The organism is Streptomyces sp. NBC_00271, assembly GCF_036178845.1.
GTDB lineage: Bacteria > Actinomycetota > Actinomycetes > Streptomycetales > Streptomycetaceae > Streptomyces.
This window is the reverse complement of record NZ_CP108070.1, coordinates 4177920-4199689: the sequence shown is the minus strand read 5'-3', so window position 1 is coordinate 4199689 and position 21770 is coordinate 4177920. Positions and strand designations below refer to the sequence as shown.

Here is a 21770-nt window from a genome sequence, read left to right as displayed (position 1 = left end):
CCGCCGCCGCGCGTGCTGGGCACCGCGGTCGGCGGCGGCATCTCTGAGACAAGGGCCGGGCAGGTGGGTCAGGAGGGCTTGGCCGCCGAGAGGGCGGTGACCGTCACCTTGTCGTCGCACTCGGCGATGACACCGTCCGTCAGCGCGACCTGGTGCGCCCCGGCCCCCGGGACGCCCACCACCAGGGTCGGGTAGCTCGCGGGCGTGGCTCCGGACTTGCAGTAGCCGTCGGCCTCACCCTGGACCTGCACGAACGTCAGCTTCGTCCACGCCTTCCCGCCCGCCGCGATCTTCACCGTGGACACGCCCCCGGTCGTGGTCGCCTTGAGCGGACGGTTCTTCTCGGGGGAACCGTTGCCCGCCCCCGCCACGGTCGGATACCCCTGGACGGTGCACGCCTTGCCGGACACGTTGGTGAACTCGACGATCGCCGCGCCGGTCCCGGTACCGTCCGGCCGCACCGAGGCCTGGTACATGGACGCCTTGAGATCCGACAGACCGCAGGCCTTCGCACCGGTGGGCGGCGTCGCGGTGTGCGTCGGCGAGCCGGACGTGGCGGATGCGGCGGGGGTGGAGGGCGTGGCGGGGGAAGCGGAGCCGGAGGTGGAAGTGGACGCCGCCGGCTTGACCGGAGCGCCCGACGACGAAGAGCCCGCCCCCGCCGGGCTCCCGCCCGGCTGACACGCGGTCATGAGCAGGGTGGCCGCCGACGCGGTCACCATGGCCGTCGCGACTCTGCGGATACCGATGCCGTACATGAAGTCCCCCGAAGTGGTTCAGGCGCCGGTCTCTTACCGACACTCGTCGCTTCAGAGCGCGCCATCGGCTTGTGGGGTTCACCTGGCGGGCTGTCTGTGACATGACGGTGACACAGCAGGCCGCACCGCGCATTTCGGGACAGCTCGACCGACTCGCCGATCGGGATACGGGTGTACGGGGTCCTGCCGCCCGGCTCGCCCTCCACCCATGAGCGGCCGGCGGACGCCCAACGAGACCCGATTATTCGGTGCTCTCCCCCCAACTCCACATGAATCAGGGGTAGTTGGGCGCTCAATCGCCCAGCGCATTCACAGCCGCACATCAAGGATTTCCTCAGATTCGCCCTTAACTTCCTTACCCATGACTGGAAACCACGAGCAACACCAGCAGCGGATCGCGGGCCAGGAGCCCGCCAAGCACCGTCGGGACAAAAGTGTCCAGCGGCGCCGGGTCCTCATCGGCGGCGGCACCGTCGCCGTCGCCGGTGGCCTCGCGGTCGCCGGGCTCGCCTCGGCCGACCCGCTCTCCACCCAGCAGTCCACCCCGAAGGCCGCCACGTCGGGCACGGCCTCCGCCTCCGCCTCGGCGACCGCGACCACCACCGTCTGCACCCTCACCGCCGAGGTCACCGAGGGTCCGTACTCCCTCGACGGCGCCCTCGTCCGCAAGGACATCAGGGAGGACAAAGAAGGAGTCGAGGTCCAGTACACCTTCACGGTCGTCGACACCGCGAACGACTGCGCACCGCTCGCCGACGCCCTGGTCGAGATCTGGCACTGCGATTCGCTCGGTGAGTACTCGGGCTACGTCGGCGGCAACGGCCACGACGAGGAGGACGACGGCACCTTCCTGCGCGGCGGGCAGACGACCGACGAGAACGGTCAGTGCTCGATCACCTCGATCTGGCCCGGCCACTACGTGTCGCGCGCCGTCCACGTCCATATGCGGGTGCACACGGACGTGACGCTCACCGACGACTCCTACACCGGCGGCGAGGTCATCCACACCGGCCAGCTCTTCTTCGACGCGGACATCAACGCGGAGATCCAGGCCGTCTCGCCGTACTCGGACAACACCACCACGGAGACCCTGCTCAAGGACGACAGCATCTACGACGACGCCGGCGCGTCCTCGGGCCTGCTGACCCTCACCGCACTCGGCACCAGCGTCTCCGACGGCTACACGGCGACCCTCACGGTCGGCGTCGACAGCACCGGCTGACCGGCCGGCGTTCGCTGGGCCTGGGTCTGGCCGTACCTGGTCGGACCCAGGCCGATCAATTCAACGGCAGGGGGCCGGTCCACAGGAGGTCGCGGGTCAGTTCGAGGACGCTCGGTGTGCCGGTCAGGCTCATCGCCTCGACGAGTTCATCGGTGAGGTCGTCGATCAGGCGGGTCACACCGGCGGCGCCGCGGACGGTCAGCGCCCACAGGACGGGCCGCCCGATGAATACCGCGCGGGCACCGAGGGCGAGGGCGGCGAGGATGTGGGTGCCGCGACGCAGCCCGCCGTCGGCGTAGACCTCGGCGCCGGTTCCCGCCACCGCGTCGACGACCTCCGGCAGGGCCCAGGCGGTGGGCACCAGCCCGTCCAGTTGCCGCCCGCCGTGGTTGGAGACGATGAGGCCGGACGCCCCCGCGGCCACCAGTTCCCGGGCGTCGTCGCCGCGCAGCACCCCCTTGACGACGATGGGAAGGCCGCGGGCCCGTTCGCGCAGCCAGCCGATGACGTCGAGCGTCAGATCGGGTGCGCGCTCGGCCGCCTCGGGCGAGGGAATCCCGGTGACGTTGCCGTACAGGTCCTCCGGTCCGATGAAGTCGTCGACCTGCGCGCCACGATTGCCGCGCGCCCCGCTGACCGGCGTGTCGGCGGTCAGGACGACCGCCCGCGCCCCGGCGGCGAGGGCCCGCTCCAGCGTCTCGATGGTCAGTACGGGGTCCCGGGCCACGTACACCTGCACCCACCACGGCGCCCGGCTCGGCACCAGGTCCGCGAACGGCACCGCGGTGTTCGAGGTCACCGCCAGCAGTGATCCCGCCGCCGCGACGCCCCGCGCGGTGGCGGCCTCCCCGTCCGGGTGGGCCCTGCGCTGCAGGGTGCTGGGCGCGACGAGTACGGGCGTACGAACGGGCGTGCCGAGCACGGTCGTGGAGGCGTCGCACGTCGAGACGTCCCGCAACAGCCGTGCCCGGAAGCGGAACTGGTCCCAGGCCGAGGTCGCCTCCGCGACGCTCAAGCCGCGGCCGGCGCCGCGCCGGAAGTACGCGTAGACGTCCTCCGGCAGCACCTCGGCGGCGCGGTCCTGCAGACCGTCCATCCAGCGACCGATGTCTGTCACCTGACATCCCTTCGTCGTACGGTACGACGAAGCAAGGGTGCCCCAGGCACCCGCCTCGGCGGTCTAATTCGCTCGACACCGAGGAGCGGGACCGTGATGCTGCACCCCTATGACGCGAACCGATACACCCACCGCCTGGGACGAACGCACCCAGCTGGCCACCTTCCTCGACTACGCCCGTGCCACCGCCCGCGCCAAGTGCGAGGGGGTCTCGCCGGAGGGCGCGCGGCAGGCCCCGCTCCCCGGATCCCCGCTGATGACGCTGTGCGGGCTGATCAGCCACCTGCGCTGGGTCGAGCACTACTGGTTCCACGTGATGTTCCTCGGCGAGGAGGACGACGGGCCGATCGCGGCCGCGACGGAGGAGGATCCCGATCCGGAGATGCGGATCGCCGTCGACGTGCCGTTGCCCCAACTCCTCGACGAGTACGAGGAGCAGAGCGCCCGGTACCGTCTTCTGGTCGCCGAGCACGACCTGGACGCCAGGGCCAAGCGTCCGTTCCGCGACGGCCGGTACATGGACCTCCGCTGGATCGTGCTCCACCTGATCGAGGAGACCGCTCGGCACAACGGCCACCTGGACATCGTCCGGGAACTGGTCGACGGCGAGAAGGGAGCCTGAAGCCATGGGCGAGTCGCCGGGGCTGAACCCGACCATCCGCACCCTCACCTTCGACTGCACCGGTGATCCGTACGATCTCGGCCTGTTCTGGAGCGAGTTGCTCGGCCGTCCGCTGGACGAGGACGACAAGCCGGGCGACCCGGAGGCGTTGCTGCGCGACCCGTCCGGCGGCCCGACGCTGCTTTTCGTGCGCGTCCCCGAGGGCAAGTCGGCCAAGAACCGCATCCACTTCGACCTTCAGCCGCAGGGCCGCACCCGCGCCCAGGAGGTCGTCCGCGCCCTCTCCCTCGGCGCCCGCCAGATCGCCGACCACACCCGCCCGGACGGCGGCGGCTGGATCACCCTCACCGACCCCGAGGGCAACGAGTTCTGCGTGGAACGGGGCGAGTTGGGCTGAGCGCGCGATAGCGCTACGCGCCCGTCACCCCGTTCAACGGCACCCGCCGCGCGTCCACCCTCCGCCGCGCGGGGCCTTCCGTGTGCGTACGGTCGCCTGTGGCGTGAGGTGTGACGGGCGTCACGTTCTCGGGTTCGAACTTTCGCGCTTGCCGTGCATCTGGTCGGTGTCAGGTCACTGGGTGGCTTCGGAACAGCACATCTCCGGAGCCGTCCATTCCATTTCACCGAGGAACTTTCATGGGTTATCTGCGCGGATTCATCCCCTGGATCGTCGCCGGAGTCGTCTCGTCCTTCGACTGGCGCTGGGGCGCGATCGCGGGCCTTGTGTCGGGGCTGCTGCTCCTGCTGCAGGACCGCTTTCGCGGGGTCGGCCTCGACGCGCTGATCCTGGAGATCAGCACCGTCGCGTACTTCGTCGTGGTCGGTGCCGTGGCCGTCGCCGACCCGGGCTCGGCGCTGGCGGACCACACGGACGTCATCTCCTTCGGCTGGCTGGCCGCCACCGCCTGGGGGACCCTGGCGATCCGGCGCCCCTTCACGTTGGGCATCGCCAAGCGTCAGACTCCCCCCGAGTACTGGGACATGCCGGAGTTCGTCCGGGTCAACAACCACATCACCAGTGCCTGGGGTGCCGGCTTCACGTTCATCGGCGTCAGCCTGGCCGTCTGCGGCGCGGTGGACGCCCCGGCCTGGGTGGGCATCGCCGCCCACGTCGCCGGTCTCGTCGGCCCCGCCGTCTTCACGAAGGTCTATCCCGCCCGGGCCCAGGCGCGTCTGCTGGCCGCCGCAGGAGCGACCGCGTGACGAACGAGACAGCTCTTCCCCTGTATCTCCGGGGCCGCTTCGCCCCGGTCCCCAAGGAGCACAGCGCGGCCGACCTCACCGTGCGGGGCTCCCTGCCGCCCGACCTGGACGGCCGCTATCTGCGCAACGGCCCCAACCCGCTGCCCGGCCAGGACAAGGGGCACTGGTTCACCGGTCCGGGCATGCTCCACGGCATCCGGCTGCGCAACGGGCGTGCCGAGTGGTACCGCAACCGGTGGATCCGCACCCGGCAGCTGGACGGGCACCCGTTCATCCGCGCCGACTTCACCGTCGACCTGGCCGCGACGCCCGCCAACACACACGTGATCCGGCACGCCGACACCGTGCTGGCCCTGTGCGAGGTCGGTCTTCCCTACTGGGTCACCTCCGAGTTGGAGACCGTGGGACCGTACGACTTCGGCGGGCGGCTGACCACCGCGATGACGGCCCACCCCAAGGAAGACCCGGTCACGGGCGAACTGCACCTGTTCGGGGCCGGGTTCGCCCCGCCGTACCTCACCTATCACCGGGTCACCGCGGACGGACAGCTGCTCGACAGCCGGCCGGTCGAGGTGCCGGGTCCGACGATGATGCACGACTTCGCCATCACCGAGCACCACATCGTGTGGATGGACCTTCCCGTCGTCTTCGACCCCGCCCTGGCCGGGCCCGGCGGCGCAATGCCCTACCGGTGGGACGAGGAGTACGGCGCGCGGCTCGGGGTCATGTCCCGTACGCCCGGAAGCACCGACGTGCGGTGGTACGACGTCGATCCCTGCTACGTCTTCCATGTGGGCAACGCCTACGAAGACACGCGGGGGCGCATCGTGCTGGACGCGGTGCGCTACGACCGCGCCGGCTTCCAGCACACCTGGTCGGACATCGGCGGTTCCACGGGGGCGAGCGGCCCGGTCGGGGTGAGGGAGCCGGGCCACTCCCAGGCCTCCTCCGTCCTGCACCGCTGGACCCTGGACCCGGTCACCGGCCGAGCCTGCGAGTCCCCACTGGACGACCGTGACGCCGAGTTCCCCACGCACAACGAGACCCTCACCGGGCGCGCGAACCGCTACCTCTACACCGTCTCCGGTGACGGCATCGCCAAACACGACCTCACGCGCCACACCAGTCACGCCTACGAGACGCCCGGCAGTCGCTACGCGGGCGAGGCGGTCTTCGTACCGGCGGACGCCACCGGCGAGGACGAGGGGTGGCTCCTGTCGCTCGTCTCGAACGACGACGGCGAGGCCGGGGAACTGCTCGTCCTCGACGCCACGGAGATGACCGTCCAGGCAGTGGTGGAACTGCCCCACCCCGTCCCGGCGGGATTCCACGGAAGCTGGCTGCCGGAGCCCGTCCAGCGGCCCTGATCGGCCGGACAGGACCTAGGGCTCCCACAACCCCAAGTGCAAGATCTATCCTGCGCGCATCGCCATCGCGACGGAGGCGTTCGGACATGATGCCCCTCACCTCACCCACGGATGAGGAACTCACCCGCCGGGCGCAAGCCGGCGAGACCGGAGCCCTCGGGCTGCTGCTGGCTCGCCATCAGGCGCCGATGCGCGCGGTGGCGATGAGCCTGCTCGGCTACGGCCCCGACGCGGAGGACGTGGTGCAGGACGCCGCGCTGACCGCGCTGCGACGCATCGGGGACGTACGGGATCCCGCGGCCGTGGGAGCCTGGCTGAGGGCGGTCGTGCGCAACGCCGCCCGTATGCGGCTGCGTGTCACCCGGGAGACGCCAGGGCTGGACGGCCTCGACCACCTGCGCCCGTGTGATCACGGGCCGTCGCACCCGGAGCGGGTCGTCGAGCAGCACGCGATGCGGGACTGGATCTGGGACGCGGTGGAGGAACTGCCCGAGCCGCTGCGGCTGGTGCTGATGCTGCGGCACTTCAGCGGCATCACCTCGTACCAGGAGATCGCCGCCGCCTGTGAGATACCGGTCGGCACGGTGCGCAGCCGACTCAACCAGGCCAGGGCGAAGCTGGCCCAGGTGCTGTTGTCGACCGCCACCCAGGCGCACGACGACACTTCCGCTCTCACCGAGGACAGCAGGCAGGAGGCCCTGGTGACCCTGCAGGGTGCCGCGCGCGGCAATCTGCCCCGGGAGATGGCCGAGCTGTGGCCGGCCGAGACCGAACTGGTCGGTGCGCTCAGCCGAACGGGTGAGCGCACCCACCCCTTCCCGGCCATGCGGCAGAACCGGGAATCCGGGGTGCGCCAGCACCTGCGCCATGTGGTGGCCAGCCGGGACATCACCATCTGGGAGATGGACGTCATCAGCCCCGCGGACGCGGTCAGACCCTGCCCGCCGACCCTCGCCTGGCTCATGTTCCGGCGGGACAGAAGAGTTCAACGACTACGGGTGGTCTTCCCCGAACCTCCACGGTGAGCGTTGTTCCGGCGGGGACGGCCGTGACGATCAAGGTCTTGGCTGCTTGGGCCGCCTCATGGTCTGGCAGGCGTGCCGAGGTCCGTGGTGGGGCGAGATCTGGCCGACGAGTTCCCGGAAGCAGATCAGGGCGGTGATGGGGGGGATTCCGACGACCACCATCGCCAGCAGGGAGCGCGGAGACTGGCCGACACAGAGGGCGACCGCCGTGGCGGAGGCGATCAGCATCACGGACCAGGACCGTCTGGCGCTCCGGTGCTGAACGGACGCGCGAAGAATGGACAAACCTGCCACGAGCCACGGTCCGTACACCATCAGCGGCCACCATCGTGCCAACTTCGCCGATACGACCAGTAGTGAAATGCCACGCAGCTGGTTGTATGAATAAGAGACGGACCATCCCAACATCATCACCGCGGATACAATGATCATTACGACCAGGAAAACAACCGTGATGATCCTGTGTTTTGCGGCAATGGCATGGAATCCCGGCCGGGGCCTGCGCCGGTTGACCGGGCGGCGCGGCAGGGCATGGCTGTGCGGCGGGGCCGGAGCGGTGGGCGTCACGCTCGACGTCGTGTACAGCATCTGCGCCAGCTCTTCGTCCGGATCCCACGCGTCCGGCTCGATCGCGGGCTCGGGGACGTGCCAGAAGTGTTGCGTCCCGAGCGGATCGGCGCCGGTGAACGGTGGGTTCAGCGGATCGTAGGCGGTGGCTCGCGGATCGAGCTGAATGTCGCGGAGGGTGGGATCGTCCTGAGTCCAGTCCATCTGTCTGCGGCTCCTTTGCGCCCTGGCTCAGCGGGATCCGTCTGCGGTGTGTCCGTCCCACGTGGCCCGCAGGTATTCGCTCTCCATGCGGGTCATGGCCTTGAGGAACTCCTCGAGCAGATCCGCGCAGTGCTCCAGGCGCGCCCTCCCGTCGGCGGTATCGAGCCAGTCGTTTGCGTGCATATCTTTTGTCGTCACGGCTGAATAACGAGCACCATAGGGCGTAAGGCATTCGGTCATTCAGGGGAATGTACGTCCATAGATCCACAGATCAATTGAGATGATCGTGGTGTTATCGAGGCGAGGGCCCCGCCGGTTTCCGGCGGGGCCCGTTGTGGGGATCCGTGGGGCGGACGTCAGCTCGTTTCGACGCCGACCGTCAGCGTGCCCGTGTAGCCCGAGGCGGCCGTGCTGCCCAGGGCCGTCAGGGTGAGGAGGCCGGACGCGGCGCCTCCGTCGTCGTAGATCGAGTCCTGGGCGAGGGTGGTGCGGGTGACCGTGTTCGTGGAGTACGCGGAGATCTTGGCCACCGCTGTGGTGATCGTCTCGTTGAAGAAGAGCTGGCCGGTGTGGAGTTCCCGGCCGCCGGTGAAGCTGCCGTCCGAGGTGAGCGTGACTCCCGTGTGCACCTTGAGGTGGATGTGGATGCAGCGGCCCCGGTACCAGCCGGGGTAGATCGTGGTGAGGTTCGCGACGCCGCTGGAGTTGGTGAGGACGCCGCCCCGCAGGAACGAGCCGTCGTCCGGTTCGCTGTGGCCGTTGTTGCCGACGAAGCCGGAGTACTCGCCCAGCGCGTCGCAGTGCCAGATCTCCACGAGGGCGCCGGAGAGCGGGGCGCAGGTGTCGTCGTCGACGACGGTGAGCGCGAGCTTGAGCGGGACGCCCGGCTTGCTCTCGGTGATGTCGGCGCGGACCAGGGCGCCGTCCAGGTAGTAGGGGCCTTCGGTCATCTCCTTGGTGAGGGTGCAGACGGCCGCCGCGGCGACGGGGGCCGAGTGCCCCGCGTTCGCCTTGTCGGCTGTGGGGGCTTCCGGTGCGGCGGCGCCCACGGCCAGGGTGGCGGCCGTGGCGCCGGTGGCGATGAGCACCGTACGGCGCCCGATCGGGTGTGCTGCTCCTGAAGTGTCTGTCATGGACACGGCAGATTAGGGAGGGATGCTGTTGGTCAGCTGTCAGTACGGAAAAGTGATGATCCGTCAAGTTCGTTGTAAGACACGTGAACCGGGTCTGGGTCGGGTTGGCTCAGACGGTCGCTTCGAGGATCACGTCGATGTTCCCCCGGGTGGCGTCGGAGTAGGGGCAGACCTGGTGCGTGGTCTGTACGAGCCGGTCGGCGGTCGCCTGCTCCACGCCGGGCAGGTGGACCGACAGCTTCACGGCCAGGGTGAAGCCCCCGTCCTCCTTGCTGAGCAGGCTCACGGTCGACGTGACGGTGGAACCGGGCACCTTCACCTCCTGCTGGGCCGCGATCAGCCGCAGTCCGTTGTGGAAGCAGGCCGCGTAGCCCGCGGCGAAGAGCTGCTCGGGGTTGGTCCTGTCGCCGCCGGGGCCGCCCATCTCCTTCGGTACGGCGAGGACCTCGTCGAGGACTCCGTCGAGGCTACGGACCTCTCCGTTGCGGCCGTCGCCGGTCGAGAGGGCCTCGGTGGTGTAGAGCGTGGTGGTGGACATGGTGTCTCCTTCTGGCTGTAGTTGGGCAGGTTTGAGTAGGCATGCGTGGGCATGCCGAAGAGAGGGGTGAGGGTCACCCCGGCTACTGGACGGAAACGGAATCCGTGTCGACGGCGGTCCGCGTGCGTGGGGCGGTGACCTGGGCGAGCAGGGTCAGTGCGGCCTGCGAGGAGGAACCCGCCGCCGCGGTGACCGCGACGATGCGCTGCCCGGGCTCGTTCGGGACCGGCATCGCCTGCTGGGCGACGTCCATCGGGCCGACCAGTGGATGCCGCATCCGGTGGGTCGCGATGTCCCAGGCGCGAACGCGGTGTTCGGACCACAAAGACGTGAACTCGCGGCTCTTCATCGTCAGTTGACCGATCAGCTCGGCCAGCTCCGGATCGTCGGGGTGTTCGCCGACCGCGAGCCGCAGCTTGCCCACCGCGTCCCTGGCCTTGCGCGGCCAGTCCTCGTACAGATCACGTGTGTGCGGATCCAGGAAGACGAGCCGTGCGGTGTTGGGGCGCCGGGCCGGCTGCTCGGGACTGTCCGGATCGAGATGTCCGGCGAACAGTGCGTGCCCGGTGCGGTTCCATGCCAGGACGTCGCTCCGGCGGCCGAGCACGATCACCGGGGTGTCCCCGAAGGCGGCGATCAGCTGCCTCGTCGCCTCGGAGACGCGCTCGGGGGCGGGGCGGCGGGGCCGACTCCTGCCGCTCTTGCGCACCACCCCGGCGAGGTCGTGCAGGTGGCGGTGTTCGGTCTCGTCCAGGCGCAGCGCCCGGGCGATCGCGTCCAGTACCTCCACGGAGGCGTTGAGGGACAGTCCCTGCTCCAGCCGCGTGTAGTAGGACTGGCTCACCCCCGCCAGCTGGGCCAGCTCGTCGCGCCGCAGCCCGGGCACGCGCCGGCGCTCCCCGAACGTCGAGAGCCCGACGTCGGAGGGCCGCAGCTGCGCGCGACGCGTACGGAGGAATCGACCGAGCTGGTCCTTGCTGTTCATGGACTCGAGTATGGGCGGGCCCGGCGTGGGCAGCCTGCCCCTCCCAGTGACACGTTGCGGGGCGACTCCGTCGGTTCAGATGGCTGTCCCTGGTCAGGAGGTCGAGCGTGTCGCCTTCCCGATCGACGACAGCACCGCCTCCGGATCCCCGCCCGGACCCACCGACTTGCCGATCTGCGCCCTGATCGACGCCGCCACCTGGGACCAGTTGGTCTCGGAGAGGGGGTAGAGCTCCATGTTGTCCAGGGCGTCCAGGCCGTTCCAGAGCTTGCTGTACTGCTTGTCCTCGCGCATGGCGGCGCTCGCCGCGGTGGTGACCGGCAGGAGCTGGTACTCGGCGGCCTGCTGGGTGACGTACTTGTCGCCGTAGAGGAAGTCGAGGAACTCGCCCGTCTGCTCGCGGTGGCCGGCCGAGCGGAAGGCGATCGTCCAGTCGGCCGTGCCCATGGTCGACACGGTCCGGCCGGTGCGGCTCGGGAGCGTGACGGTGCCGTAGGGGACGCTCAGGGTCGAGTCCTCGATCTGGCGCATCAGCGAGAGTGGGGCGTTGACCATGGCCGCCTTGCCGTCCATGAAGGCCTGGAGGGCGGCGCCACGGTTGAGCTTGCCGGGGAGGGTCGGGCCCGTGAGACCTTCGGCGACGAGGGAGGAGCGCAGCCACTCCAGCGTGGAGACGTTCTCCTTGGAGGTGAGGGCGTAGCTGCCGCTGTTGTCGGTGTAGCCGCCGCCCCCGGCCAGCAGCCAGGTCAGGGTCTCCGCCTCCGCCTCCTCCGGGCCGAGGGGCAGCGCGATCGGGTACGTCACGCCCATGGTCTTCAACACGCGGGCGTCCACGAGCAGTTGCTGCCAGGTGGTGGGGGGCTTCAGGCCCGCCCGGGAGAAGAGGTCCTTGTTGTAGTACAGGAGGCGGGTGCTCGCCGTGAACGGCAGGCCGTACTGGACGCGGCGCACCTGCCCGGCCTCCGCGAGGCTCGGTACGAAGCTGCCCTGGGCGGAGATCGACAGCAGTTCGTCCGCGCGGTAGAGCAGGCCCTTGGCCGCGTACTCGGCGTAGCTGTCGGTCTGGACGACGTCCGGTGCCTTCCCCTGTTTGACGAGTGCGGCGACCTTCGCGTCGACCTCGTCGGCCGGGTAGACCTTCGTCTCCACCCGGATGTCGGGATGGGCGGCCTGGAAAGCGAGACTGACGCGGTCCCAGAAGCCGATGGAGTTCTTGTGGACGCTGTCGCCGTAGTTCGTGGCGACGACGGTGAGGGTCGTGGTCTTCGGCCCCGACCCGGAGTCCGTGCCGCAACCGCTCACGCCCACCGTGAGGCCCAACGCGGCCGTCATCGTCATCATGATCCGGGCTCTGCGACGCACGGCACCCACCCCTCCTGGACGAGCGTTGATCGTAGGCCGGGACAGGCGCTGGCCACAGGGCCGCCGCCGTTGCGTTTTGGTTCCGGTGGTGTGACGGAACAGGTGATCTCATGGGCGCCGTCAACGACTCACAAGGAGACAGACCGTTGGTTGCCAGCAATCTTGTTCTTCTCTCCAACGCCGGTGACGTGGGCCGCACGGTCCTCGACCAGCTGCGCGCGCAGGACGTGCCCGTGCGGGTGATGGTCCGCCGCGACGACGCGCGTGCGGCCGAGCTGCGTGTGCTCGGCGCGGAGGTCGTCATCGGAGACCTGACCCGGCCCGAGACCGTCGCCGCCGCGCTGGAGGGTGTCGGGCGGATGTACTTCGCGATGCCCGTGTCGCCGGACCAGCTGCTGGCGGCGACCGTGGTGGCCAGCGTGGCGCGCGAGCACGGGGAGCTGGACGGGCTGGTCGACATGTCCCAGATGACGGTGTCGCAGATGACCGCCACCAGCACCGGGGAGTCGGACCAGCAGCGGCTGCACTGGCTGTCTGAGCAGGTGTTCGACTGGTCGGGCCTGCCGGTGGTGCACGTCCGGCCGACGGCGTTCCTGGACAATCCGCTGTTCACCACGCTGGCGGCGCGATCGATCCGGGACAACGGCACGATCGCGCTGCCGTTCGGCACCGGACGCACCTCGCCGATCGCCGTGGACGACGTCGCCCGGGTCGTCGCCACCGTGCTCCGCGACCCGGCCCCGCACATCGGGCACGTCTACGAGCTGACCGGGCCACGCACGGTCGACATGACCGAGATGGCCGAGGAGTTCTCACGGGCGCTCGGGCGTCCGGTGTCCTATGTCGACGTGCCGCTGGACCGGTGGCGGAGCGAGGTGCTCGCCAAGGCGGGCCTGCCGCCGCACACCGAACAGCACATCGCCACCATGGCCCGGCTGCACCGGGAGAACCGCTACAACCGCACGTCCGACGACGTCGAACGCGTCACGGGCGTGCCTGCCCAGACGATCGAGGCGTTCGTGGCCGCGCGCAGGGACTTCTACTTGGGCTGAACCCCGCGCACGCCGTGACGGACAGGTCCTCGGACAGGGCCTGAGCGGGCCCGGCGAAGTCCGCTGCGGTTCGGCAGCGCCCTGAAGGGGCGCGGGGAACTGCGCGACCAGCCACGACGGACTCGCAGGTGGCGTACCGCACTTTCAGCGGAGCGCTTAGCCGACCTGGTTGTACATCGCGCCCGCCGCCGGCCAGCCCGTGGGCTGGGGTGCCGGTTCCGGCTCGGTGCGGCCCCGTACCTGGGCGGCGGTCAGGCCCCGGTTGCGCAGGCCCGGCATGCCGGTCTGGCCCAGCCCGGCGGCCGGGGCGGGGGCCATGGCGGGCATCGCCGGTGCCTGCGGCGGCGGCTGCATCGACCGTGCCTGCGCCTGGGCCGCCGGTGACGGGGCCTGGGCGACGGCGGGGATCGGCGCCTGCTGTCGTTGTGCCTGAGCCTGTGCGGTCTGGGCCATCTGCGCCATCTGGGCGACCGCGGACATCGGCGGCGCCTGCGGCATCATCTGGGCGGCCGGTTGCATCTGGGGGGCGGGCTGCATCTGGGCCACCCCCGGCATCTGTGCGACGCCGGGCATCTGGGCGACCGCGGGCATGGGCTGCTGCTGCGGCGGGGCAGGCGCGGGCATGCGTGCCGCGGGCTGCTGCTGCGGCGGCATCATCGCGGCGGCCGGAGCCGGGGCGGGGACCAGGCCCGGCATCCCGGTGGGGGCCTGCGCCGGGGCCGGGCCCGGCCAGGTCTGGGCGGGCGGCAGGCTCGGCATCGCGGCGGCCTGCGCGGCCAGCGGCATGCCGACCCCGTTCGTCTCGCTGATCAGACGGTCCACCGCCGCCGTACCCGAGCTGTAGCTGGTCCCTGTGCCCAGCTCGGGTACGGCGGCTCCCCTCCTGGACCCGTAGAGCACCTGTTCCATGCCGGACACCAGGCGACGCACGTCCGTCTCGGGGCGCACCACGAGTCTCAGGAAGCGACTGGACGAGCCGATCTTGTTGCCGCACTCACGGACCAGGATCCGGTGCTCGCTCAGCAGTCGGTCGCGCACGACGGTGCCCTCGGCGCCCACGGGAAGCCGTACGAAGAGGAAGTTGCCCTGCGAGGGGTAGACCGTCAGGCCGGGGAGTGCCGAGAGCTGGCGGGCCATGTCGAGGCGGTCGCGGCGCACCAGGTGCAGGCTCTCCATGTACTCGGCGCCGTGCTCCTTGAGCATGAACACCACGGTCTCCGCGAAGGAGTTGAGGTTCCACTTGGGCAGCATGGAGCGGATCTTGCCCGCGAGCGCGGGGTTGGCCACGAGGTAGCCGAAGCGGATGCCGTGCAGGCCGAAGTTCTTGCCGAGGCTGCGCAGGACGATGACGTTGGGCCGCAGGACGGCCTCTTCCACGACGCTCGGGTCGCTCTCGGCGTCGGCGAACTCCAAGAACGACTCGTCGATGACGATCAGGTCCAGGTCCTGGAGCTGGTCCATGAAGTTGACGACCGCACGGCGGCTGAGGAAGCCGCCGTCGGGGTTGTTCGGGTTGCAGATGACGGCGACACGGGTGCCGCGGGCGCGGATGAACTCGATGTACTGGGCCGGGTCCAGAGCGAAGCCGTTGGACTCCATGAGCGGGAACATGTCGACCCGCTTGCCGGTCTCCATGGGCTGGTCGGTCCAGCGACCGAAGGTGGGGACGGGGATGGCGAGGGACTCGCGCACGAGCAGGTGGTCGATCCAGGTGATCAGTTCCGTGGAACCGTTGCCCATCGCGACGCAGCTCGGCGGGAGTTGGAGCAGCGCGCACAGCTCGGCCGTGATCGTGTCGGCGCTGCTCGGGTAGTACGTGATGATCTCGCGCAACCGCCCGGCCAGTTCGTCGAACATGCCAGGGGTGGGGAAGTACGGGTTGCACGGGATGCAGAAGTCGATCGGGCCGACTCCATCGCTCTCGCGGGCCAGCGCAGCCATCGAGGGGCTGTGCGCCGCAGTACCGCGGAACAGCGAGGCGACGTTGTCGGCCATGGAACCTCCGGTCTCTGGGTGGCCCGTGCGGGGGAGCACGGGCCGCCCTTTCATACGGAGGCGGAGGGGGTGCCGTTCAACTCGTGGGGATTGAGTAAGGGTTGACTTTTCCAGGCAACCGAAAGGGCCCCGGTGGCGTCACCCACCGAGGCCCCGATGTCACGCGGCGGTGTCAGGCGGACCTCAGACGCACGTCAGACGCACGTCACGCGCTGAACGAGTGGACCGTCGTCGTGCGGTACGTCTGCCCAGGTCGCAGCACCGTCGAGGGGAACGACGGGTGGTTCGGCGAGTCCGGGAAGTGCTGGGTCTCCAGGCACATGCCGTCGCCCTGCCGGTAGGTGTGACCGGAGGGGCCGACCAGGGTGCCGTCCAGGAAGTTGCCCGAGTAGAACTGCACGCCCGGCTGGTCCGTCGCGATCTTCAGGGTGCGGCCGGACTTCGGGTCGCGCAGGGTCGCGATGTGCTCGGGCCTGGCGGTGACGCCCTTGTCGAGGACCCAGTTGTGGTCGAAGCCCTTGGCGGTGACCAGCTGGGGGTGGCCGACGCGGATGTCCCGGCCGATCGGCTTGGCCTTGCGGAAGTCGAAGGGGGTGCCCCCGACCTTGGCCAGCTCACCGGTGGGGATCAGCCCCGAGTCGGTGGGCGTGTAGCGGCCCGCGGCCAGGTGCAGCTCGTGGTCGTAGATGCCGCCGCTGCCCTCACCGGCGAGGTTGTAGTACGTGTGGTTGGTGAGGTTGACGACCGTGGCCTTGTCGGTGGTGGCCCGGTAGTCGATGCGCCAGTCGCCGTGCCGGGTGAGGGTGTACGTGACCCGCACCTTCAGCGTGCCCGGGTAGCCCATCTCGCCGTCGACGCTGGTGTAGTGCAGGTGCAGGCCGACGTCGGAGCCCGAGGTGAAGCCCTCGATGTCCCACACCTTGGTGTTGAAGCCCTTGGCGCCGCCGTGCAGGCTGTTCACGCCGTCGTTGACGGAGAGCTGGTAGGCCTTGCCGTCCAGGGTGAACCGGCCCTTGGCGATACGGTTGCCGTAGCGGCCGATCGTCGCCCCGAAGAACGTCGTGCCGGCGACGTACGAGGCGAGGTTGTCGTAGCCGAGGGAGACGTTGGTGTAGCGGCCGTGCCGGTCGGGGATCTCCAGGGACTGGACGATGCCGCCGTAGGAGATGACCTTCAGGCGCGTGCCGCCGTTCTCCAGCGACCAGCGGTAGACCTTGGTGCCGTCGGCGAGCTTGCCGAAGAGCTCCTTCACCGGCTTCCTGCCTCCTGTGCTGGCGTGGGCGGTGCCGACCGTGCCGGCGGCGAGTCCCGCGGCCGCGGCCGCGGCGATGACCGTACGTCTGCTCGTTTCCATTGCGGCTCCTGCAATAGGTACGGGGGCCCGTGAGGACCCCCGTACGACCGAACTTACGAACCGACCTTGCGCTTGTTCCACACGTCGAAGCCGACCGCGGCCAGCAGTACCAGTCCCTTGATGACCTGCTGCCAGTCGGAGCCGATGCCGACGAGGTTCATACCGTTGTTCAGCACGCCCAGGACGAGACCACCGATGATCGCGCCGAGGACCGTGCCCACGCCGCCGCTCATCGACGCGCCGCCGATGAACGAGGCCGCGATCGCCTCGAGTTCGAAGTTCAGACCGGCCTTGGGCGAGGCCGCGTTGAAGCGGGCGGCGAAGACCAGACCCGCCAGGGCCGCGAGCATGCCCATGTTCAGGAAGACCAGGAAGGTGACCTTCTTGTCCTTCACACCCGACAGCTTGGCCGCCGGGAGGTTGCCGCCGATCGCGTAGATGTGCCGGCCGATGACCGCGTTGCGCATCAGGTAGCCGAAGCCGGCGACCAGGACGCCGAGGATCAGCAGGACCACCGGGGCGCCCTTGTAGCTGGCGAGCAGCATGGTGACGGTGGCGACGGCGGCGATCAGCGCGACGAGCTTGAGGAGGAAGAGGTTCCGCGGCAGGATGTCGAGGGAGAACTCCTGCTGCCGGTTGCGGTCGCGGACCTCCTTGACCACCACGAACGCGATCAGCCCGATGCCCAGGAGCAGGGTCAGGTTGTGGTAGTTCGTGTTGGGGCCGACCTCGGGCAGGAAGCTGTTGGCGACCTTCTGCAGACCCTCGGGGAACGGGCCGATCGTCTGGCCCTTGAGGAAGATCTCGGTCAGACCGCGGAAGGTCAGCATGCCCGCCAGGGTCACGATGAACGACGGTATGCCGAGATACGCGATGAGGAACCCTTGCGCGGCACCCGCGGCGGCGCCCATGGCCAGACACAGCACCAGGGCGATGGGCCAGGAGATGTCGTGGTTGACCATCAGCACGGCGCCCACCGCGCCCACGAACGCCGTCAACGAGCCGACCGACAGGTCGATGTGGCCCGCGATGATGACGAGCATCATGCCGATCGCGAGGATCAGGATGTAGCTGTTCTGCAGCACCAGGTTGGAGACGTTGCGCGGCAGCAGCAGGTCGCCGTTGGTCCACACGGCGAACAGCACCACGATCAGACCGAGGGCGAACAGCATGCCGTACTGCCGCATGTTGCGGCGCATGCCGTCCAGCATCAGCTGAAGCAGGCTCTCGCCCGTGGCCGAGCCGCTCTTGCCGGGCGGCGCCGGGGCCGGCGTCTTGGCGGTCACATCCGTGCTCATCGGGTTACCTCTTTGTCCTTCGTCATCTGGCGCATCAGCGTTTCCTGCGAGGCCTCCGCCCGCGAGAACTCACCCGTCAGCCGTCCTGCGGCCATCGTGTAGATGCGGTCGCACATTCCGAGCAGTTCCGGGAGCTCGGAGGAGATGAAGACGACCGCCTTGCCCTCGGCCGCCAGCTTGTCGATGACCGTGTAGATCTCGAACTTGGCGCCCACGTCGATCCCGCGGGTCGGCTCGTCGAGGATCAGCACCTCGGGGCCCGCGAAGATCCACTTGCTGAGGACGACCTTCTGCTGGTTGCCGCCCGACAGCTTGCCCACCGGCTCGAAGACGGTCGGCGCCTTGATGTTCATGGACTTGCGGTAGCCCTCGGAGACCTGCCGCTCCTCGTGCTCGTCGACGATCCCGCGCTTCGACACCTTGCCCAGGGCACTGAGCGTGATGTTGCGGTTGATGGTGTCGATGAGGTTGAGGCCGTAGTGCTTGCGGTCCTCGGTGACGTACGCGATGCCGTGGCCGACCGCTTCGGAGACGGTCTTGGTACGGATCTCCTTGCCGTCCCGGAGCGCCGTGCCGCCCGCGTACCGGCCGTAGGTGCGTCCGAAGACGTTCATCGCCAGTTCGGTGCGTCCGGCGCCCATGAGCCCCGCGATCCCGACGATCTCGCCGCGCCGCACGGAAATCGACACGTCGTCAACTACCTTGCGCTGCTGGTCGATCGGGTGGAACACGGTCCAGTCGCGGATCTCCAGGGCGGGCGCGGCGCCCTCCTCCGGGTGGTGCGGCGTCCGCTCCGGGAAGCGGTGTTCGAGGTCGCGGCCCACCATGCCGCTGATGATCCGGTCCTCGGTGGTCTCCGGGGCCTTCACATCGAGGGTCTCGATGGTCCGCCCGTCGCGCAGGATGGTCACCGAGTCCGCGACCCGCTCGATCTCGTTCAGCTTGTGGGAAATGATGATCGAGGTGATGCCCTGGTTCTTCAACTCCAGGATGAGATCGAGGAGTTTGCCGCTGTCCTCGTCGTTCAGGGCGGCCGTCGGCTCATCCAGGATGAGCAGCTTCACCTGCTTCGACAGCGCCTTCGCGATCTCCACGAGCTGCTGCTTGCCCACGCCGATGTCGGCGACGCGGGTCTGCGGGTTCTCGTCGAGCCCGACCCGCCGCAGCAGCTCGGAGGCGTGCCGCAGCGTCTCGGTCCAGCTGATGAGCCCGCGGGTGGCGTGCTCGTTGCCGAGGAAGATGTTCTCCGCGATGGAGAGGTAGGGCACCAGGGCCAGTTCCTGGTGGATGATCACGATGCCGCGGTGCTCACTGGCCCTGATGTCCTTGAACGAGCAGACCTCACCCTCGAAGAGGATGTCCCCCTCGTAACTCCCGTGCGGGTGAACGCCGGAGAGGACCTTCATCAAGGTCGACTTGCCGGCGCCGTTCTCCCCGCAGATGGCATGGACCTCGCCCTGCTGGACGGTCAGTGTGACGTCCGACAGCGCCTTGACGCCGGGAAAGGTCTTGACGATCGAGCGCATTTCCAGGACGGGTCCCGCCATGGTCGTGCCTTCCAATCACTAGGGGGTGGCGGTTACTTGAGGTCGCTGTCCTTGTAGTAGCCGGTGGCGACGAGTTCCTTCTCGTAGTTGGTCTTGTCGACGCTGACCGGCTGCAGCAGGTAGGCGGGGACGACCTTGGTGCCGTTGTCGTACGTCTTGTCGTCGTTGATCTCGGGCTTCTTGTTGTTGAGAGCCGCGTCGACCATGTCCGTGGCCACCTGCGCCAGCTTGCGGATGTCCTTGTAGACGGTCTGCGTCTGCTCACCCGAGATGATCGACTTCACCGAGGCCAGCTCGGCGTCCTGACCGGTGACGACCGGCAGCGGCTTGTTCTTGGAGCCGTAGTCGTCCGACTTCAGCGAGGAGAGGATGCCGATGGAGATGCCGTCGTAGGGCGAGAGCACGGCGTCGACCCGGGCGCTCTTGTACGACGAGGTCAGGATGTCGTCCATGCGCTTCTGGGCGGTGCCGCCGTCCCAGCGCAGGGTGGTGACCTGGTTCAGCGCGGTCTGGCCGGACTTGACGACGAGCTGCTTCTTGTCGATGTACGGCTGCAGAGCCTTCATCGCGCCGCCGAAGAAGTACTTCGTGTTGTTGTCGTCGTTCGAGCCGGCGAAGAGCTCGATGTTGAACGGGCCCTTCTTGGAGCCGTCCGCGAGACCGAGCTTCTGCAGGATGTAGGTGCCCTGGAGCGTGCCGACCTTCTCGTTGTCGAAGGACGCGTAGTAGTCGACGTTCTTCGTGCCGAGGATCAGACGGTCGTAGGAGATCACCGGGATCTTGGCGTCGGCGGCCTGCTGGAGCACGTTGTTCATCGACTTGTTGTCGATGGCCGCGATGATCAGGGCCTTCACGCCCTGCGTGATCATGTTCTCGATCTGCGAGACCTGCGTGTCCGGGTCGTCCTCGCCGTAGGCCAGCTTGGTCTTGTAGCCCTTCGCCTCAAGGTCCTTGACCACGTTCTTGCCGTCGGCGATCCAGCGCTCGGAGGACTTGGTCGGCATCGAGATGCCGATCGTGCCGCCCTTGGAGCTGGTGGAGGAGTCCTTGCTGCCGCCGTCGCCGCTCTGGCCGCAGGCGGTCAGGGTGAGGGCGAGGGAGGCCGCGCCGGCGATGGCGGTGAGAGCGGCTCTGCGGTTGCGCATGATCATCATCCTTGATGTCTTGGACCGGCTCGGTCTCGTGTTACGGGGATGCTCCGAGAGCGTTGCGAGGGAAGACCGAGTAGAGGTGTGTGGGATTGTGCGCGGCTGTGTCGTCTTGTGTGAAGGGGTTTTGTGCGAACGTTATGAGGTGGTGTTGAAGCGCGTGAGAGTTCCGGGCAGCCGGGATCCGAGCGGCGCCATGTCGCCGTCCGCTCCGTGCCGCGCGAGCAGGTCCAGGGCGAGCCTGCCGCGACGCACCCGTTCCTTGGCGGTGTTCAGGGTCAGGTCCCGCAAGTGGTGCCCGTACGGGTAGATTCCGGGGGCTTTGGACAGGCCGAACTTGAGGTACAGCGGTGCGCCGCGCCGGATCAGCTCGGCGACCTCGTACATCCGCACATAGCCGCCGAGGTCGTCGGGAGCCTCGATGTACATGTCCATCGGAGCGGCTGAAACTCGCCGTATCTCGGTGAGATGATCGAGCGTCAGATCGCTCGGCACGTTGATGGAGTCCGCGCCGAGTTTCTCGTACACCGCGTATGAGGCCGGGTTGACCGGGCCCACCAGTGCCGAGAGCTTGAGGGTCGTGTCGGCCGGGATGATCCCCGCCGCGCGCGCCCGGTGCAGGGTCCACAAGACGCCCTCGTCGGCGACGAGAAGGCACTTGACGCCCAACTCCGTTGCGCGGAGGGCATCTTCGACGCAGCCGGCCACCGCGTCGTGGCCACGGGCCCGCAGGCCGCCGCCGCGCGAGTCCGAGCGCACCGAACCGCCGATGTCCCAGGTGCCGCGCGGCCCGGTGAACAGGCAGAGCTCGATGTCTCGTTCACCGGTGGCCTCGACCATCTCGGTGATCTCGGCGTCGGTCAGCATCCAGACACCGCTGCCCTGGCTGATCCGGTGGATCGGTACGTCGAGCCGCGAGGACTCCTTGAGGACCACGGCCAGGGCCTCGGGCCCCTCCACGGAGGGAACCTCGGTGCGCCAGCGGCCGCCCCCCGGGAAGGTGTGCGGCGAGGCGTCGGCGGGGGAGAGGGCGGGTGCGCCCAGGCCGAGCGCGGCGAGCGCCTGCTCACCGGGTCGACGGGCTGCCGTAGGGGCGGCGTCGGTCACTGGCTGTCCTTCGTGTTCGAGGGTGGCGCGTACAGATGTGGTGCGCGTACAGATGCGGTGCGCATGCGGATGTGGTGTGCGTGCGGACGGGTGGTGCGGGTGCCGGCGCGTGGTGCACGTACTGATGCCGATATGTTCGATATTTCGAACGAAGTTCGCGACCTTG

Annotated in this window: 21 protein-coding genes; 7 read left to right on the top strand and 14 right to left on the bottom strand. The window is 68.9% G+C overall.

The window, feature by feature from the left end; genetic code table 11:
* Positions 1–68: 68 nt before the first annotated feature.
* Complete coding sequence (locus OG798_RS19520; RefSeq protein ID WP_267061674.1) at positions 69–758, bottom strand: DUF4232 domain-containing protein; 690 nt, start codon at positions 756–758, stop codon at positions 69–71.
* Positions 759–1119: 361 nt separating this feature from the next.
* Here OG798_RS19520 and OG798_RS19515 point away from each other — a divergent pair, with 361 nt between their 5' ends.
* Positions 1120–1980, top strand: coding sequence for an intradiol ring-cleavage dioxygenase (locus tag OG798_RS19515; protein WP_267061673.1), 861 nt, complete (start codon positions 1120–1122; stop codon positions 1978–1980).
* A 55-nt stretch (positions 1981–2035) separates the two neighbouring features.
* Here OG798_RS19515 and OG798_RS19510 read toward each other — a convergent pair whose 3' ends face one another.
* The gene (locus tag OG798_RS19510; protein ID WP_121416243.1) at positions 2036–3097 is read right to left on the bottom strand and encodes an alpha-hydroxy acid oxidase; all 1062 of its coding nucleotides are present in this window, start codon (positions 3095–3097) and stop codon (positions 2036–2038) included.
* 109 nt (positions 3098–3206) lie between these two features.
* Here OG798_RS19510 and OG798_RS19505 point away from each other — a divergent pair, with 109 nt between their 5' ends.
* The 5 genes from OG798_RS19505 to OG798_RS19485 all read left to right on the top strand — a co-directional run bounded on the left by OG798_RS19505 (position 3207) and on the right by OG798_RS19485 (position 7314).
* Positions 3207–3719, top strand: a complete 513-nt coding sequence (locus tag OG798_RS19505) for a DinB family protein (RefSeq protein ID WP_095854855.1) — start codon at positions 3207–3209, stop codon at positions 3717–3719.
* A 4-nt stretch (positions 3720–3723) separates the two neighbouring features.
* Positions 3724–4116: a VOC family protein gene (locus OG798_RS19500; RefSeq protein ID WP_328757391.1), complete on the top strand. Its 393-nt coding sequence runs from the start codon at positions 3724–3726 to the stop codon at positions 4114–4116.
* A 239-nt stretch (positions 4117–4355) separates the two neighbouring features.
* Positions 4356–4922, top strand: coding sequence for a hypothetical protein (locus OG798_RS19495; protein ID WP_095854857.1), 567 nt, complete (start codon positions 4356–4358; stop codon positions 4920–4922).
* Complete coding sequence (locus tag OG798_RS19490) at positions 4919–6289, top strand: carotenoid oxygenase family protein (protein WP_328757390.1); 1371 nt, start codon at positions 4919–4921, stop codon at positions 6287–6289. The genes OG798_RS19495 and OG798_RS19490 overlap by 4 nt, the downstream gene beginning before the upstream one ends.
* An 86-nt stretch (positions 6290–6375) precedes the next feature.
* Complete coding sequence (locus OG798_RS19485; RefSeq protein WP_328757389.1) at positions 6376–7314, top strand: RNA polymerase sigma factor; 939 nt, start codon at positions 6376–6378, stop codon at positions 7312–7314.
* 30 nt (positions 7315–7344) lie between these two features.
* Here OG798_RS19485 and OG798_RS19480 read toward each other — a convergent pair whose 3' ends face one another.
* The 6 genes from OG798_RS19480 to OG798_RS19455 all read right to left on the bottom strand — a co-directional run bounded on the left by OG798_RS19480 (position 7345) and on the right by OG798_RS19455 (position 12103).
* Positions 7345–8085, bottom strand: a complete 741-nt coding sequence (locus OG798_RS19480) for a DUF2637 domain-containing protein (protein ID WP_095854860.1) — start codon at positions 8083–8085, stop codon at positions 7345–7347.
* Positions 8086–8112: 27 nt separating this feature from the next.
* The gene (locus OG798_RS19475) at positions 8113–8268 is read right to left on the bottom strand and encodes a hypothetical protein (protein ID WP_159055304.1); all 156 of its coding nucleotides are present in this window, start codon (positions 8266–8268) and stop codon (positions 8113–8115) included.
* A 173-nt stretch (positions 8269–8441) separates the two neighbouring features.
* Entirely contained in the window at positions 8442–9218 is a 777-nt protein-coding gene (locus OG798_RS19470; RefSeq protein ID WP_328757388.1) for an intradiol ring-cleavage dioxygenase, read from the bottom strand.
* Between the two features lie 109 nt (positions 9219–9327).
* Entirely contained in the window at positions 9328–9756 is a 429-nt protein-coding gene (locus OG798_RS19465; protein ID WP_121416245.1) for an organic hydroperoxide resistance protein, read from the bottom strand.
* 82 nt (positions 9757–9838) lie between these two features.
* On the bottom strand, positions 9839–10741 hold the full coding sequence (locus tag OG798_RS19460; RefSeq protein WP_095854863.1) for a helix-turn-helix domain-containing protein: 903 nt from the start codon (positions 10739–10741) through the stop codon (positions 9839–9841).
* Positions 10742–10834: 93 nt separating this feature from the next.
* Positions 10835–12103, bottom strand: coding sequence for an extracellular solute-binding protein (locus OG798_RS19455; RefSeq protein ID WP_328757387.1), 1269 nt, complete (start codon positions 12101–12103; stop codon positions 10835–10837).
* A 146-nt stretch (positions 12104–12249) separates the two neighbouring features.
* Here OG798_RS19455 and OG798_RS19450 point away from each other — a divergent pair, with 146 nt between their 5' ends.
* Positions 12250–13155, top strand: coding sequence for an NmrA family NAD(P)-binding protein (locus OG798_RS19450; protein ID WP_267061667.1), 906 nt, complete (start codon positions 12250–12252; stop codon positions 13153–13155).
* Between the two features lie 156 nt (positions 13156–13311).
* Here the strand turns inward: OG798_RS19450 and OG798_RS19445 are convergent, their stop codons facing one another.
* The 6 genes from OG798_RS19445 to OG798_RS19420 all read right to left on the bottom strand — a co-directional run bounded on the left by OG798_RS19445 (position 13312) and on the right by OG798_RS19420 (position 21604).
* Positions 13312–15150 (bottom strand): pyridoxal phosphate-dependent aminotransferase, encoded by a 1839-nt coding sequence (locus tag OG798_RS19445; protein WP_095854865.1) that lies wholly within the window; start codon positions 15148–15150, stop codon positions 13312–13314.
* 205 nt (positions 15151–15355) lie between these two features.
* Positions 15356–16504 carry an aldose epimerase family protein gene (locus OG798_RS19440; RefSeq protein WP_095854866.1) on the bottom strand — a complete coding sequence of 383 codons (1149 nt, stop codon included), beginning with the start codon at positions 16502–16504 and terminating at the stop codon, positions 15356–15358.
* A gap of 53 nt (positions 16505–16557) precedes the next feature.
* Positions 16558–17802 (bottom strand): multiple monosaccharide ABC transporter permease, encoded by a 1245-nt coding sequence (gene mmsB, locus OG798_RS19435; RefSeq protein WP_095854867.1) that lies wholly within the window; start codon positions 17800–17802, stop codon positions 16558–16560.
* On the bottom strand, positions 17799–19349 hold the full coding sequence (mmsA, locus tag OG798_RS19430) for a multiple monosaccharide ABC transporter ATP-binding protein (RefSeq protein ID WP_267061666.1): 1551 nt from the start codon (positions 19347–19349) through the stop codon (positions 17799–17801). Before mmsA ends, mmsB begins: the two co-directional genes overlap by 4 nt.
* 32 nt (positions 19350–19381) lie before the next feature.
* Complete coding sequence (chvE, locus tag OG798_RS19425) at positions 19382–20494, bottom strand: multiple monosaccharide ABC transporter substrate-binding protein (RefSeq protein ID WP_353962272.1); 1113 nt, start codon at positions 20492–20494, stop codon at positions 19382–19384.
* Between the two features lie 141 nt (positions 20495–20635).
* The gene (locus tag OG798_RS19420) at positions 20636–21604 is read right to left on the bottom strand and encodes a hypothetical protein (protein WP_095854868.1); all 969 of its coding nucleotides are present in this window, start codon (positions 21602–21604) and stop codon (positions 20636–20638) included.
* Positions 21605–21770: the final 166 nt, after the last annotated feature.